We start from the raw sequence: 14,028 nt of genomic DNA, 5'->3' as shown, positions 1-14,028 counted from the left end.
GAAGGGGGTCCCGCATGACCGCTGAGGCCATAGAGGCAAGCCCCCGCCAGGGCGTCACCGCCGCCGGTGACGGTCCGTTGCGGATCGCTCTCCTCACGTACAAGGGGAACCCGTTCTGCGGGGGCCAGGGCGTCTACGTCCGGCACCTGTCCCGCGAGCTCGCCCGCCTCGGGCACACCGTCGAGGTCATCGGCTCCCAGCCGTACCCGACGCTCGACGGGGGAGTGCCCCTCACCGAGATAGCCAGCCTCGACCTCTACCGCTCGCCGGACCCGTTCCGGACCCCGAAGCGCGAGGAGTACCGGGACTGGATCGACGCCCTCGAGGTCGCCACCATGTGGACCGGCGGCTTCCCCGAGCCGCTCACCTTCTCCCTGCGGGCCCGGCGCATGCTCGCCGCCCGCCGCGGCGACTTCGACGTCGTCCACGACAACCAGACCCTCGGGTACGGACTCCTCGGCGGCCCGCGCGCGATCGGCGCGCCGCTCGTCACCACGATCCACCACCCCATCACCGTCGACCGGCAGCTCGAACTCGACGCCGCCGACGGCTGGAAGCGCCGCGCCTCCGTCCGCCGCTGGTACGCCTTCACCGGCATGCAGAAGAAGGTCGCCCGCAGGCTGCCGTCCGTGCTCACCGTCTCCGGCACCTCCCGCCACGAGATCGTCGAGCACCTGGGCGTGCGCGAGGACCGCATCAAGGTCGTCCACATCGGCGCCGACACCGACCTCTGGTCCCCGGACCCGTCCGTCGCCGAGGTCCCCGGGCGGATCGTCACCACGTCCAGCGCCGACGTCCCGCTCAAGGGCCTGGTCTTCCTGATCGAGGCGCTCGCCAAGCTCCGCACCGAGAACCCCGAGGCGCACCTCGTCGTCGTCGGCAAGCGCGCCGAGGACGGGCCGGTCGCCCAGGCCATCGAGCGGTACGGGCTCGCCGGCGCCGTCGAGTTCGTCAAGGGCATCAGCGACGCCGAGCTCGTCGACCTCTACCGGTCCGCGCAGGTCGCGTGCGTGCCGTCGCTGTACGAGGGGTTCTCGCTGCCCGCCGCCGAGGGCATGGCGACGGGGACGCCGCTGGTCGCCACGACGGGCGGCGCCATCCCGGAGGTCGCGGGGCCCGACGGAGAGACCTGCCTCGCGGTGCCGACGGGTGACGCGGGCGCGCTCGCGTCCGCCCTGGGGCGGGTCCTCGGCGACTCCGAGCTGCGGGCGCGGCTCGGCGCCGCGGGCCGTGAGCGGGTCCTGGCCAACTTCACCTGGGCGCGGGCCGCGCAGGGGACGGCCGAGCTGTACCGCGAGGCCGTGGCCCGGCAGGGCGCCGGGGTCCGCCGGTGACGCTCAGCCTTGTATGCCGGGTGCGGCCCGGTGGTCGTGTTGTGCCCACCCGTTCCGCCCTGCGGAACGCCTGCCCACAACACGGCGGCGGCATCTGCCCACAACCAGTTTCCAACCCCGAAAGCAGGCCGTCCTCGTGCTGACCGTCGACTTCACTCGCTTCCCGCTCGCTCCCGGCGATCGTGTGCTCGATCTGGGCTGTGGTGCGGGGCGGCATGCCTTCGAGTGCTACCGGCGCGGTGCCCAGGTCGTGGCCCTCGACCAGAACGGCGAGGAGATCCGCGAGGTCGCCAAGTGGTTCGCCGCCATGAAGGAGGCCGGGGAGGCCCCCGCCGGCGCGACGGCGACCGCGATGGAGGGCGACGCCCTCAACCTGCCGTTCCCCGACGAGTCCTTCGACGTCGTCATCATCTCCGAGGTCATGGAGCACATCCCCGACGACAAGGGTGTGCTCGCCGAGATGGTCCGCGTCCTCAAGCCGGGCGGCCGGATCGCGATCACCGTGCCCCGGTACGGCCCCGAGAAGGTCTGCTGGGCGCTCTCCGACGCGTACCACGAGGTCGAGGGCGGCCACATCCGCATCTACAAGGCCGACGAGCTGCTCGGGAAGATCCGGCAGGCCGGCCTCAAGCCGTACGGCACGCACCACGCGCACGCCCTGCACTCGCCGTACTGGTGGCTGAAGTGCGCCTTCGGCGTCGACAACGACAAGGCGCTGCCGGTCCGCGCGTACCACAAGCTCCTGGTCTGGGACATCATGAAGAAGCCCGCCCTGACCCGGGTCACCGAGCAGCTGCTCAACCCGGTCGTCGGCAAGAGCTTCGTGGCGTACGCGACCAAGCCCCACCTCCCGGAGGCCGGCCTCCCGAAGGCCGACACCGTGGACGCCGCCAAGTGACGTCTCCCGAGCGGATCGCGGAGCACCTCGTCCTGCCCGGGGTGCTCACCGCCGAGCAGGCCGCCGAGACCGTGGCCGGGATACTCGCGGTGCAGCGCGAGGACGGCGCCATCCCCTGGTTCCGCGGCCACCACCTGGACCCGTGGGACCACATCGAGGCCGCGATGGCACTCGACGCGGCCGGCGAGCACGCCGCCGCCGCCCGCGCCTACGCGTGGCTCGCCCGCCACCAGAACGGCGACGGCTCCTGGTACGCGGCCTACCACGACGGCGACCCCGAGCAGGTCACCGACCGGAGCCGCGAGTCCAACTTCGTCGCGTACATCGCGGTCGGCGTCTGGCACCACTACCTGTCCACCGGCGACGACGCCTTCCTCGACCGGATGTGGCCCGTCGTCTACGCGGCCGTCGAGTTCGTCCTCGGGCTCCAGCGGCCCGGCGGCCAGATCGGCTGGAAGCGCGAGCCCGACGGCACCCCGGTGGGCGACGCGCTGCTCACCGGCAGCTCCTCGATCCACCAGGCGCTGCGCTGCGCCCTCGCCGTCGCCGAGGTCCGCGAGGAGGCGCAGCCCGACTGGGAGCTGGCCGCCGGGGCCCTCGGCCACGCGATCCGCCGGCACCCCGAGCGCTTCCTCGACAAGTCCCGCTACTCGATGGACTGGTACTACCCGGTCCTCGGCGGCGCGGTCTCCGGGGCCGACGCGCTGGCCCGCATCGACGCCGACTGGGACCGGTTCGTCGTCCCCGGCCTCGGGGTGCGCTGCGTCGTCCCGAACCCGTGGGTCACCGGCGGCGAGAGCTGCGAGCTCGCCCTCGCCCTCTGGGTGATGGGGGAGTCCGACCGGGCCCTGACGATCCTCCAGGACATCCAGCACCTGCGCGCCGGGAACGGCATGTACTGGACGGGGTACGTCTTCGAGGGCGCCACGGAGGCCGACAAGGCCGTGTGGCCCGAGGAGCAGACCGCCTGGACCGCGGGCTCGCTCCTCCTCGCGGTCGCGGCCCTCGGCGGCGAGGAGGCGACCGTCGCCGTCTTCGGCGGCGAGCGCCTTCCCGCGGGCCTGGAGCCCGACTGCTGCGCCTGACCGCACGGCCGATCCTGGCCTGATATGTGCTTGACGCACGCAAATTCGCTGTGTGGAGCACCGCTTCCAGCGCTCTAGGATATGCACGTTCGTGGCTGGCATGGACATGCATATCAGGGAGAATCGGTCACAGATGGACCGTGCGGGGTCGGTCAAGGACCTGGCGAGCGAGCTGCTCGCGTTGAAGAAGGCGTCGGGATCGAGTTTCGTCCAGCTCAGCGAGAAGACCCACTATGCCAAGTCGTCGTGGGAACGCTGGGTCAACGGCAAGCAGTTCCCGCCGCGCGACGCCGTGGAGCGTCTCGCCCGGCTCTGCGGGACCGATCCGGCTCCGCTGCTCGCGCTCTGGGCCGAGGAGGACGCCCGGCGCGCGGCGCCTGAGCCGGGGGCCGGAGCGGAAGCCGAGGCCGGCGCCGAGGTGGAGCCCAAGGGCGGAGCGGAGTCCCGGGCGGCGGCGTTCCGGCGGGGCCGGGTCCTGTGGGCGTCGGTCGTGCTCGCCGTCCTCCTGGTGGCGGGCGTGATCTCCTACGCCGCTCTCTCCGGCTCCGGCGAACCGCCGGCCGCCCCTCGTCCCCAGCCCGTCGTCAAGGTCGCGGGACCGGCCACCGGCTGCACCCTCACCGGCTGCGAGGGCCGTGACCCGAAGAAGATGAACTGCGGCGCCGACGCCGTCACCGTACGCACCGGCTCCATCCCCAAGGACCTCGTCATCGAGCTCCGTTACAGCCGGGCCTGCAAGGCCGCCTGGGGGCGGATCTCCTTCGCCCAGGTCGGTGCCACCGTCGTGGTCAACAACTCCGACGGTGCCGCGCAGGCCGATGTCGTGCACTACGACCGGGATGTCTACACGCCGCTGATCGCGGCGCCCGACGACGGCTCGGTCTGGGTCTGCGCGGCCCTCCCGAAGAACGGACCGCGCAGCTGCACCGGCCGCTTCATTCCGAGTGAGGAGAAGGCGCAGCAGCCGTAGGGAGCGCCGCGAGCACCTCGCGCGACTCCCGCTCCTGGCGGGCGGTCAGGGACTTCCAGTCCCTGGCGACGGCGGGATTCCGGTCCAGCCACCGCTGCTGGACGGCGGCGAGCCGGGTGTAGGCGGTGTCGAGGTAGCCCGTCTCGTCCTTGCAGCGCAGATCCGCCTTCAGGGCGGGACTGGCCGCGCGGGCCTCGGCGGTGCGCACCGACCCGAGGAGTCGTGCGGGATCCGGCCCGGTGAACCCGGCCCGGTCCATGCAGGCCCGCCACCGCACCGTCGCGGCCTGGAACGAAGGGTCCTTCTCCACGTCCTGCCGTGCCTGCTCCTGCGCCTCGAAGAGCATGATCCGCACCTGGAGCCACCGCATCCGGCCGTCGCCGAGCACGCGTGTCTCGGCCTCGGCGAGACAGCCTTCGCCCGGCCGGGACACGCTCATACGGATGCCCTTGGCGGTGACGCGCTTGTTCTGGTCACCGAACAGTGCCCGCGCGTACGCCTCGGTGCTCTCCGGGCTGCCCGGCTTCGGGGGCGCCTCCGTCACCGGCGGGGCGGCCTCCGGGGCCGGCGTCGCCGACTCCAGGCCGAACGGCTGCGGCAGCTGGTCGCCGGCCTCGCCCGCCGCCCCGGCGACGGGCGCGTACCGGTACCCCCGCTTCGCCATGCAGGCGATGGCGTACTGTCGCTGCGCCTCGAAGCTGCGGGTGTTCGGCGTGTACAGGAGCGCGGTGGCCGGAGGCCGCCGGTGCAGCTCGGCCGTGCCGATCCGGGTGGCGACGGTGGTCCGGTGGTCCGGTTCCGGTGCCGCGCCGCACCCGGAGAGCGTGGCCGCGCCGACGGTCAGGCCGAGCACGAGGGCGAGCGTGTTGCGCATCAGAAGCAGGGGATGGTGGTCGTCGAGCGGACCCGCAGCGAGCTGGCCTCGTTGCGCTGGCCCCTGCCGTTGCCGTCGTAGCCGTCGTCCGTCAGCGACCAGAGGTCGACCGAGCTGCCGGGGTTCACGCAGAACACCAGCCCGCCACCGTAGTTGATGTCGTAGTAGTAGTGGCTCTCGTAGCCGCTGTTGCTGGAGTTGCTGGCCGCCTGGACGTAGTCGTTCACCTTCACGTCGGCCGGGGCGCCGACGAACGTGTCGTCGGTGAAGTCGGCGTCGCTGCTGAAGTACGAGTGCTTGACGTTGTTCTCGATGGAGCTGATGAAGGCGCAGTGGTACCCGGACGCGCAGTTGGGCCCCGCGGCCGCGGGCCCCGCGGTCGCGACGGCGCCGCCCACGAGCAGTGCGGTCGCGCCGGCCACGGAGGCGATCCGCTTGCCGAGTCCGGTGTTCCGGTTGGTCCTGGTCATCTGTGGGCTGCCTTTCGGATGGGTGGAGGGGGACGGGGCCCGGCGCACCCCCGTGTCGCCGGGCCCCGAGTCGTGCCGGTCGCGGGTCAGAAGCAGGGGGTGGTGGTCGTGGGCTTGAGCTGCAGGGAGCTGGCCTGGTTCTTCTGCCAGTCGGCCAACTGTTCCCAGCTGACCTGGCTGCCGGGGTTGACGCAGAAGAGCAGTCCGCCCTTGTAGTTGATGTCCTTGAAGTAGTGGCTCTCGTAGCCGCTGTTGCTGGAGTTGCTGGCTGACATGGTGTTGTCGTTGATGTGGGTGTTGGTGCCCTCGAAGACGTCATTGGTGAAGTCGGCGTCGCTGTTGAAGAACGACTTCCGGAAGGCGTCGGGCCCCATGCCGGAGTAGAAGACGCAGTGGTAGCCCGGGTCGCAGTAGGCCCCTGCCCAGGACGGGGCCGCCGTGGCGACGCCACCTGCGACGAGGAGCGCCGTCGCGCCGAGGACGGCCGCGGCCCGCTTGCGGAACCCAGCGGTGCTGCTCATGATCTGATCCACCTTCCTGCCGTGGGCGACCCGGCGGGTCGCGCGCGCAGACAGGCTGACACCCGCCGCGCGGCCTCGTATTGGACAAAAACGCACCGCTCGCAGTCGCCCGTTCAACCGGCCAGCCACGCGCTCGTCCCCCTCCTGGCCGCCAGGAAGCGGCCCGGCGGCATTCCCGTCATCGCCGTGAAGTCGCGGCTCAGGTGGGCCTGGTCGTAGAACCCGCAGGCGACGGCGACGTCGGCGGCCGTGCCACCCGTGGCCAGCAGCCGGATCGCACGGTTCAGCCGCAGGACGCGGGCCAGGCGCTTCGGGGTGAGGCCGATCTGTTCGCGGAAGCGGTTCTCCAGGTGCCGCACGCCCCAGCCCGTCCTGGCGGCCAGCTCGCCGATCGGCAGCGAACCGGCCGTACGGCCGAGGAGCCGCCACGCCTCCAGGACGGCGGGGGACGGCTCACGGGACGGCACGGCCCCGGTCGTCCAGCGCAGCAGGGCCTCGTCGAGCAGGGCGAACCGCTCCCGCCACCCCGGGGCCGCCTCCAGGGCCACGCCGAGCTCACGGACCCGGCCGCCCAGGACGTCCGCCGGGTCCGTGACGGTGTCCGCGAGCTCCCCCAGGGAGGTGCCGAAGAGCCGGTACGCCGCCCAGGGGGCGAGGGAGAGCTCCACCCCGTGCAGGTCTCCCTGGTGCCCCAGCACCCTGGCCCGGGTGTGCAGACCGGACACGACCGACGTGTGGGAGGGCACCGCGGCCCCCGCCTCGCCGCGACCCGTCCGGCCGAGCCGCATCTCGCTGCCGAAACCGATGAGCAGCGACACCCGCCCGCTCGGCACCACGAGCCGCTCCTGCGGTACGCCCGCCGTCGAGCGGAACCCCCGGTAGGTGCCGATGCCCGGCCCCAGCCGGGCGTCCGGCCTCCCGTAGTACCACTGGCACCTGCCGCCCCCCGTACACACGCGGCGTCTCACCATCGACTCCTCTGACCTCCCGCGCCCGGATCCGTCCCGGGCCGGAGATCCACTGTCCGGAGGGCCTGGGGGCGGTGCCAGGGGTGACGGTGTCCCAGGGATACGGAGGGACGTCCCCCGGCTTTGACCTGCGGAGATGTCGAGGGATGGGGATGGCGGAACCCGTACGGAGCCGCACCGGTGGCGGACGTTCCGGGCCCGGGTGAGGCTGGCGGGACCGTCGTCAGGGAGGTCCCGTCGTGCCCAGAGGTGTTTCGCGTGGAGTCGTGGCGCTGCTGCTCTCCTGCACCCTGCTCCTGACCACCGCCGCGTGCAACGACGACACGAAGAGCACCGGCGGCGCCGCGACCCCGTCGGCCTCGGCGAGCTTCGAGCAGCAGAAGCTGGCGAAGACGCGGTTCGTGGCCAACGCCGGTCTGGCCGCGGGCGCCACGTACCAGTGGATCGTGAAGCCGTACCGCGCGGGCACGTTCAAGAAGGGCGCGGACGGGCGGACCTTCGCCCTGGTGAAGGCGGGCCTCGCGGGCGCGTTCACGTACAACAGGCTCAAGGCGGCGCTGAACAACGCCAAGGGCGACCCGCTGCTCTCGAAGGCCGTCGCGCCGCTCACCGCGGGCATCGAGTCGCTGAAGGGCCTGGGGACGAAGCTCCGCAAGGGCGAGGTGGGCGACGCGGACGTCGGCGCCTTCGAGAACGTCATCAACAGCGTGAAGGACGCGGGCAAGAGCGCCGGCGCCGAGGTCGTGGACCAGGTGCCCAGTACGTCCCAGCTGAGCGGTGGAAGCTAGGAGCTGAGCTTCGCGAGCAGCCGGAGTGTGGCGGGGTCCGGTGCCGTGACCAGCAGGTCCGTCACCGGGCCCCGCCGCCATTTCTCCAGGCGCTCCGCGATCCGCTTCCGGGGGCCGACGAGCGAGATCTCGTCCGCGAAGGCGTCCGGTACGGCGAGCACGGCCTCCTCGCACCGCCCGGCCGCGAACAGCTCCTGGATGCGGCGGGCCTCCTTCTCGTACCCCATGCGTCCCATCAGGTCGGCGTGGAAGTTCCGCGCCGCGTGCCCCATGCCGCCGATGTAGAAGCCGAGCATCGCCTTGACGGGGAGGAGCCCGGCCGCCACGTCCTCACAGAGCCGGGCCCGGACCATGGGGGCGACCAGGAAGCCTTCCGGGAGGGTGTCGGGCAGGGCGTACACCTCCGCCCAGCGGTCGGGCGTCCAGTAGAGGGGCAGCCAGCCGTCGGCGATGGCGAGGGTCTGCGCGATGTTCTTGGGGCCCTCGGCGCCGAGCAGGACGGGGACGTCCGCGCGCAGCGGGTGCGTGATCGGCTTGAGGGCCTTGCCGAGGCCGGTGCCGTCGGGGCCGGTGTACGGGTGGGAGTGGTGGCGTCCGTCGAGGTGTACGGGGGCCTCGCGGCGCAGCACCTGGCGGACCACGTCCACGTACTCGCGGGTCGCGGTCAGCGGGGAGCGGGGGAAGGGGCGCCCGTACCAGCCCTCGACGACCTGCGGCCCGGACAGGCCGAGCCCGAGCAGCACGCGCCCGCCGGAGAGGTGGTCGAGGGTGAGCGCGTGCATCGCGGTGGTGGTGGGCGCGCGGGCGGCCATCTGCGCGACGGCGGTGCCGAGCCGGATGCGGCTGGTGTGCGCGGCGATCCAGGTCAGCGCGGTGAAGGCGTCGGAGCCCCAGGCCTCGGCGGTCCACACGGAGTCGTAGCCGAGCCGCTCGGCCTCGCGGGCGAGGTCGAGGTGGGCGGGGGAGGGGCCGCGGCCCCAGTAGCCGAGGGCGAGTCCGAGTCGCATGCCCCGCATCCTTTCTGACGCTTCGTCAGATACGTGTTGCCGGGACTGTACGGCAACGGCCCCCCGCCCGGAAGGGATTCCGGGCGGGGGGCCGTGTACGGGGTGGTGCCGCGGGTGTCAGCCGCGCTGGATGCCCGTGGTGTCCTGGAGGACGCCGCGGCGGCCGTCCTGCGTCTGGGCCACCAGGGCCGGACCGCGCTGCTCGACCGCGAGGTACCAGGTACCCGGGGCCAGCTCGGCGATCGGCGCCTGCGAGCCGTCCTCCGCGTACAGCGGACGGGCGACCGGGACCGCGAACCAGAACGGCGTGAAGTCCCCGGCCGGCTGCGGCGCCGGGGCGGCCGCCTGCGGCGCCGGGGCGGCCGCCTGCGGCTCGGGCTGGTGCACGGCCTGCGGCTGCGGGGCGGCGGCCTGCGCGCCGAACGGCTGGCCCGCGCCCTGCGAGGGGTCGAACGGCTGCTGCTGGGCACCCGGGTAGCCGTAGCCGCCGGGGACGCCCGGCTGGCCCGGCTGGCCCGGCTGGCCGTGCTGCATGCCGTACGGCGACGGGGCCTGCGGCTTCGGCGCGGCGACGAGCGGGGCCCTGAGGGCGGGGACCAGCGGACCGGCGACGGCCGCACCGGCCACGGCGAGGGCGGCGATGAGGCCGAGGATCAGGCCGGCGCCGGCGTTGTTCGACTCGAAGATCCACATGAGCAGGGTCCAGGCGGACGCGATGCTGAACGCGGCACCGACCTGACCGAGCTCCAGGCCGACCACCTTGCGCGGCTCCGGCAGGGAGCGGGAGACGACGACGAGGGCGGCGCCGGCGATGCCGACGAAGAAGGAGCCCCAGCCGAGGTACGAGACCTCCCACGAGTTCACGGTGGGAACCTTGGAGCAGATGTCGGCACTGGCGTCGCAGCCGGAGATGTCGAGGAACGAGGCGATGAACAGCACCACCGCTGCACCGATCAGCACGCCATCGCCTCGGGTGAGGGAGCGGATATTCACGTAAGAGTCCTTCGTCGGTTCGTCGGTCGTCGCATCGGGGGTGGCGCTCAGGTTCATGACACGGGGGGCGGCCCCATCGTACGGAGCGAATCTATCGCCCGTCGGTACTACCCCTTGAGGTAGGTGGCGATGCCGTCCGCAAGCCCCTGGGCCGCCTTCTGCCGCCACGTCGACGACGTGAACAGCTGTGCGTCCTTCGGGTCACGCATGTTGCCGCACTCGACGAAGACCTTGGGGACGGTCGAGAGGTTGAGCCCGCCGAGGTCGTCCCGGACGTCCAACCCCGTACCGTCGCCGATGTAGTTGGCGGGCGAGGTGCCGGTGGCGCGCGCGAAGGTCTTCACGATTCCCTCGCCGAGGGTACGGGACGGGGCGACGATCTCCGCGGTGTCGGCGGCGCCCGCGCGCACCTTTGCGGGAAGGATCACATGGAAGCCGCGGTTGCCCGCGGCCGAACCGTCCCCGTGGACGGAGACGACGGCGTCGGCGTGCGCCGCGTTCCCGATCCGGGCCCGCTCGTCGATGCAGGGCCCCCAGGGGCGGTCGCCGTCATGGGTGAAGACCACCTTGGCGCCGCGCGCGGTGAGGAGGTCCCGCAGCCGGCGGGAGACGTCGAGGGTGAAGGAGGCCTCGGTGTAACCGGCGTTGGTGGAGGTGCCGGTGGTGTCGCACTCCTTGCGGGTCGTCCCGATATTGACCTTTTGGTTGATTTCAGTGGAATGGCTGAAATTGCCGGAGTTGTGGCCGGGGTCGATGACGACGGTCTTCCCGGCGAGCGAGCGGCCTGCCTGGGCGGCGACCGGCGAGCGGGTGGGGAGGGGGGCGACGGAGGGCGAGGCGAACGGCGGCCGCGACTGGGCTCCGCTCTCGCTCTCGGGCGCCCGGGTTCCTTGGGCTCCCTGGGCCTTCCCGCTGGGCGGCGGCGAGGCCTGTGAGGCCGCGCACCCGGCGAGCGCGGCGCAGCAGCCCGCGGCGGCGAGGGCGAGGGCGAGGGTACGGCGGGCGGTGTTCCGGTGGTCGTACGGCACCCCGCGACTTTAGGCCCTGGGCGGGGCGAAATGCCGCAGGGGTTCGTCGCAGGTTCGTCACCGGCGGCGCGGAAACGGTGGACGCGTGTGGGCGGGGCGTGAAGGGTAGGGGAGTAGGGCGGCGGTGGGGAGTCACCGCGCAAGGACCACGAGGGGGAACCGTGGTGGGGGAAGAACCGAACGACGCACGTCCCGAACCGAACGACAGGCCGCCGGGGGACGGGGGCTTGGAGAAGGGGAGCGGGGCGCCGGGCCCGGGCGCCCGGGCCGGGGCGCCTTCCGGAGGCGCTCCGGGTGCGGGGGAACCGCCCTGGGTTCCTCCGGCGCCCGCACGTCCAGTCGCCCCCGGCGCGGGGACGCCGACGCCGGCCTTCGGCCCGCCGCCGGGCGCCGCGCCCCCGCAGGTTCCACAGGATCAGCCCACGACCACGCTGGCGGCCGCGGCTGGTGCCCCGCCTGGAGGCGCGGCCGGTATGGCGCCCGGTACCCCGCCCGGTGCGGCGGCTGGTACCCCGCCCGGTGCCGCGACTGGCGCGGCGGCCGGCTCTCCGCCCGAGCCCGCGTCCGTCTCGCCGGACCTCCCCACCGCCGCGTTCGCCGCCGCCGCGGCCGGCTCTCCGCCCGAGCCCGCTCCGGTCTCGCAAGACCTGCCCACCGCTCAGCTCGCCGCCGCCGCGGCCGGCTCTCCGCCTGAGCCCGCGCCCGTCTCGCCGGACCTCCCCACCGCCGCGTTCGCCGCCGCCGGGGCCGGTGCTCCGGCCGGGCCCGCGGTCGCGCCCGGGTGGGGCGGGGCCGGGAGCGGGCCGACGCCGCCCGGTGCGCCGCCCGGGTTCGGGCCGCCGGGGTACGGGCCTCCGCCGTACGGGCCGCCGCCCTCGTACGGGCCGCCCCCCGGCGACGCGCATCCGGCGCAGGCCGCCATGATCGGCCTGCTCAACCTCTCCTGCCTCGGTCTCGGCTACGTCCTCCTGCGCAACTGGGTCGGCGCCGCGCTCTGCTGGCTCGCCACCGGCGGCCTGCTCGTGGCCGCGCTCCCCGCCGACGTCGACGGCGTGCCGTTCGGTCTCCTCGTCGGCTACGGCGTCTTCCTGCTCGCCGTCGCCGCCGACGGCGCCCGCCGCGGACTGCGCGCCACCCTCCGGGTCGGCGCCTCGTTCCGCCGCCTGGCGCTGCCGCTCGCGCTCGTCCTGCTCGCCGTGCCCGCCGGAGGCTCCCTCGCGTACGGGGCGGCCCGCGACGAGGCGAAGGAGCAGGCGCTGCTGGAGCGGCTCGCGGCGGCGGACGCGCTCGTGAAGTCCGCCGACGGCCTCGCCTTCGACAAGGCCGAGCCGACGTACCGCAAGGCGCTCGACACCTACGCGGACCTCGGCACGAAGCACGCGGGCTCGCGGGCGGGGAAGCTCGTCCCCGACCGCCTGGACGCGTACTACAAGGCGGTCTCGGCCCCGTACGGGAAGAAGGAGTACTGCGCGGCCGTCCCGCCGCTCAAGCACCTGCGGGAGCTCCCCTCCACCGTGGACAAGGAGCTGCTCGGCTCCCGGCCCGCCAAGACCGACGAGCCGCTGGCCGAGTCGCTCTACCAGTGCGGGACGGCGGCGCTCGGCGTGCAGACGGCGAACCCGCCGGCGAGCGACAGCCTCAGCGACCTCCTCGGCACCTTCCCGAAGTCCGCCCAGGCGACCCGCGTCGAACCGGCCGTCCGGGCGGCGATCAGGACCCGGACGACCGCCCTCGGCGGCACCGAGCCCTGCGACGCCACGGACCAGCTGCGCGCGCTCCGCTCCTCGCTCGACAACATGACGGACCCGTCCCTCGAAGATGCGGCGAAGGAAGCGGCGGCGGCCGTCCAGAAGGGCGACTTCGCCTGTGGGACGGACCACTTCAAGGACAAGGAGTTCAGCGAGGCGGCCACTGCCATGACGGACTACGCCAAGACGTACCCGAACAGCCCGCAGGCCGCCCACGCCCGCTCGATCGCCATCGCCGCCGAGATCGCCGAGGAGGAGCCGGAGGCCGGGAAGAGCCTGCCGCCGGCCGACGTCCCCGGCGGCACCCGGATGGTCATGGTGGTCAGCAACGACGGGCCCGGCGAGGTCGAGCTGCTCTACACGGGCCCGATGACCGGCAAGGTCACCCTCCGGGCGTGCGGGACCTGCAAGAAGTACCAGGCCCCGCTGCTCGTGAACTCGCCGAAGATCAAGGCCTGCACGGGGCCGTCCTCGAAGTACCCGAAGGCGACCCTGCTGCTGCCCGCCGGCGACTACCACTTCCTCCAGAAGCGGTCGGCCACCGGCACGTCGACGGCGGGCGACACCAAGTCGAGCAAGGCGAAGATCGAACCGGGCTACAGCTACACGAACTGCCTGTACGTGACCTCGCTGTTCTGAGGTCAGCGGCGGCGCAGCACCCGCAGCGAGTCGGTGACCGAGACCTCCTCGAAGTCACCCGACTCCAGGGCGCGCAGGTAGATCCGGTACGGCGCCTGGCCGCCGTCCTCCGGGTCCGGGAAGACGTCGTGGATGACGAGCAGGCCCCCGGGGGCGACCTTGGGGGCCCAGCCCTCGTAGTCGTTCGTGGCGTGCTCGTCCGTGTGCCCGCCGTCGATGAACACGAAGCCGAGCTGGCCGCCCCACACCTTCGCGACCTGCGGCGACCGCCCGACCACGGCGATCACGTGCTCTTCGAGGCCCGCCTTGTGGAGGGTCCGCCGGAAGGTCGGCAAGGTGTCCATGAGCCCCACCTCCGGGTCGACGACGCTCGTGTCGTGGTACTCCCACCCCGGCTGCTGCTCCTCGCTGCCCCGGTGGTGGTCCACGGTCACGGCGACCGTCCCCGCCTGCCGGGCCACGTCGGCGAGCAGGATCGTCGACCGGCCGCAGTACGTCCCGACCTCGAGCAGCGGGAGCCCGAGCTTCGCGGCCTCGGCGGCGGCCTCGTACAGCGCAAGGCCCTCCCCGGCGGGCATGAAGCCCTTCGCGGCCTCGAAGGCGGCAAGAATCGCGGGCGCGGGCACGGACATGGTCACTCCTACTGGCGGGTACGCGGGTACGAGCGCCCATCGTGCCCTACGCGCCGCACGCGAACCACACCGT

Annotated in this window: 14 protein-coding genes; 6 read left to right on the top strand and 8 right to left on the bottom strand. The window is 73.1% G+C overall.

Features of this window, described 5'->3' with window-relative positions; all coding sequences use genetic code 11:
• Positions 1 to 14: 14 nt before the first annotated feature.
• The 4 genes from ACZ7HT_RS00775 to ACZ7HT_RS00760 all read left to right on the top strand — a co-directional run bounded on the left by ACZ7HT_RS00775 (position 15) and on the right by ACZ7HT_RS00760 (position 4,287).
• Positions 15 to 1,334, top strand: a complete 1,320-nt coding sequence (locus ACZ7HT_RS00775; RefSeq protein WP_471158321.1) for a glycosyltransferase family 4 protein — start codon at positions 15 to 17, stop codon at positions 1,332 to 1,334.
• Positions 1,335 to 1,470: 136 nt separating this feature from the next.
• The gene (locus ACZ7HT_RS00770; RefSeq protein WP_471158319.1) at positions 1,471 to 2,232 is read left to right on the top strand and encodes a class I SAM-dependent methyltransferase; all 762 of its coding nucleotides are present in this window, start codon (positions 1,471 to 1,473) and stop codon (positions 2,230 to 2,232) included.
• On the top strand, positions 2,229 to 3,317 hold the full coding sequence (locus tag ACZ7HT_RS00765; protein ID WP_471158317.1) for a prenyltransferase: 1,089 nt from the start codon (positions 2,229 to 2,231) through the stop codon (positions 3,315 to 3,317). The genes ACZ7HT_RS00770 and ACZ7HT_RS00765 overlap by 4 nt, the downstream gene beginning before the upstream one ends.
• A 133-nt stretch (positions 3,318 to 3,450) precedes the next feature.
• Entirely contained in the window at positions 3,451 to 4,287 is an 837-nt protein-coding gene (locus ACZ7HT_RS00760; RefSeq protein ID WP_471158315.1) for a helix-turn-helix domain-containing protein, read from the top strand.
• On the opposite strand, the gene ACZ7HT_RS00755 is transcribed toward ACZ7HT_RS00760, so the two are convergent.
• The 4 genes from ACZ7HT_RS00755 to ACZ7HT_RS00740 form a co-directional block, all read right to left on the bottom strand.
• Complete coding sequence (locus tag ACZ7HT_RS00755) at positions 4,253 to 5,161, bottom strand: hypothetical protein (protein WP_471158313.1); 909 nt, start codon at positions 5,159 to 5,161, stop codon at positions 4,253 to 4,255. The genes ACZ7HT_RS00760 and ACZ7HT_RS00755 overlap by 35 nt on opposite strands.
• Positions 5,161 to 5,631, bottom strand: a complete 471-nt coding sequence (locus ACZ7HT_RS00750; protein ID WP_471158311.1) for a hypothetical protein — start codon at positions 5,629 to 5,631, stop codon at positions 5,161 to 5,163. The genes ACZ7HT_RS00755 and ACZ7HT_RS00750 overlap by 1 nt, the downstream gene beginning before the upstream one ends.
• A gap of 86 nt (positions 5,632 to 5,717) precedes the next feature.
• Positions 5,718 to 6,152, bottom strand: a complete 435-nt coding sequence (locus tag ACZ7HT_RS00745; protein ID WP_471158309.1) for a hypothetical protein — start codon at positions 6,150 to 6,152, stop codon at positions 5,718 to 5,720.
• 113 nt (positions 6,153 to 6,265) lie between these two features.
• Positions 6,266 to 7,120, bottom strand: coding sequence for a helix-turn-helix domain-containing protein (locus tag ACZ7HT_RS00740; RefSeq protein ID WP_471158307.1), 855 nt, complete (start codon positions 7,118 to 7,120; stop codon positions 6,266 to 6,268).
• Positions 7,121 to 7,359: 239 nt separating this feature from the next.
• On the opposite strand from ACZ7HT_RS00740, the gene ACZ7HT_RS00735 reads away from it, so the two are divergent.
• On the top strand, positions 7,360 to 7,908 hold the full coding sequence (locus ACZ7HT_RS00735) for a hypothetical protein (protein ID WP_471158305.1): 549 nt from the start codon (positions 7,360 to 7,362) through the stop codon (positions 7,906 to 7,908).
• On the opposite strand, the gene ACZ7HT_RS00730 is transcribed toward ACZ7HT_RS00735, so the two are convergent.
• The 3 genes from ACZ7HT_RS00730 to ACZ7HT_RS00720 form a co-directional block, all read right to left on the bottom strand.
• Positions 7,905 to 8,915, bottom strand: coding sequence for an LLM class F420-dependent oxidoreductase (locus tag ACZ7HT_RS00730; RefSeq protein WP_471158303.1), 1,011 nt, complete (start codon positions 8,913 to 8,915; stop codon positions 7,905 to 7,907). The genes ACZ7HT_RS00735 and ACZ7HT_RS00730 overlap by 4 nt on opposite strands.
• Positions 8,916 to 9,032: 117 nt before the next feature.
• Positions 9,033 to 9,908: a hypothetical protein gene (locus tag ACZ7HT_RS00725; protein ID WP_471158301.1), complete on the bottom strand. Its 876-nt coding sequence runs from the start codon at positions 9,906 to 9,908 to the stop codon at positions 9,033 to 9,035.
• Between the two features lie 107 nt (positions 9,909 to 10,015).
• Entirely contained in the window at positions 10,016 to 10,936 is a 921-nt protein-coding gene (locus ACZ7HT_RS00720) for an N-acetylmuramoyl-L-alanine amidase (RefSeq protein WP_471158299.1), read from the bottom strand.
• Positions 10,937 to 11,409: 473 nt separating this feature from the next.
• On the opposite strand from ACZ7HT_RS00720, the gene ACZ7HT_RS00715 reads away from it, so the two are divergent.
• Positions 11,410 to 13,323 carry a hypothetical protein gene (locus ACZ7HT_RS00715; RefSeq protein WP_471158297.1) on the top strand — a complete coding sequence of 638 codons (1,914 nt, stop codon included), beginning with the start codon at positions 11,410 to 11,412 and terminating at the stop codon, positions 13,321 to 13,323.
• Between the two features lie 2 nt (positions 13,324 to 13,325).
• Here ACZ7HT_RS00715 and ACZ7HT_RS00710 read toward each other — a convergent pair whose 3' ends face one another.
• Positions 13,326 to 13,955 (bottom strand): class I SAM-dependent methyltransferase, encoded by a 630-nt coding sequence (locus tag ACZ7HT_RS00710; RefSeq protein ID WP_471158295.1) that lies wholly within the window; start codon positions 13,953 to 13,955, stop codon positions 13,326 to 13,328.
• Between the last annotated feature and the right edge of the window lie 73 nt (positions 13,956 to 14,028).

The sequence above is a fragment of the Streptomyces sp. NPDC037410 genome (assembly GCF_055602235.1).
The sequence above is the reverse complement of the archived record's forward strand: the minus strand, read 5'-3'. Positions and strand labels throughout refer to the sequence as shown.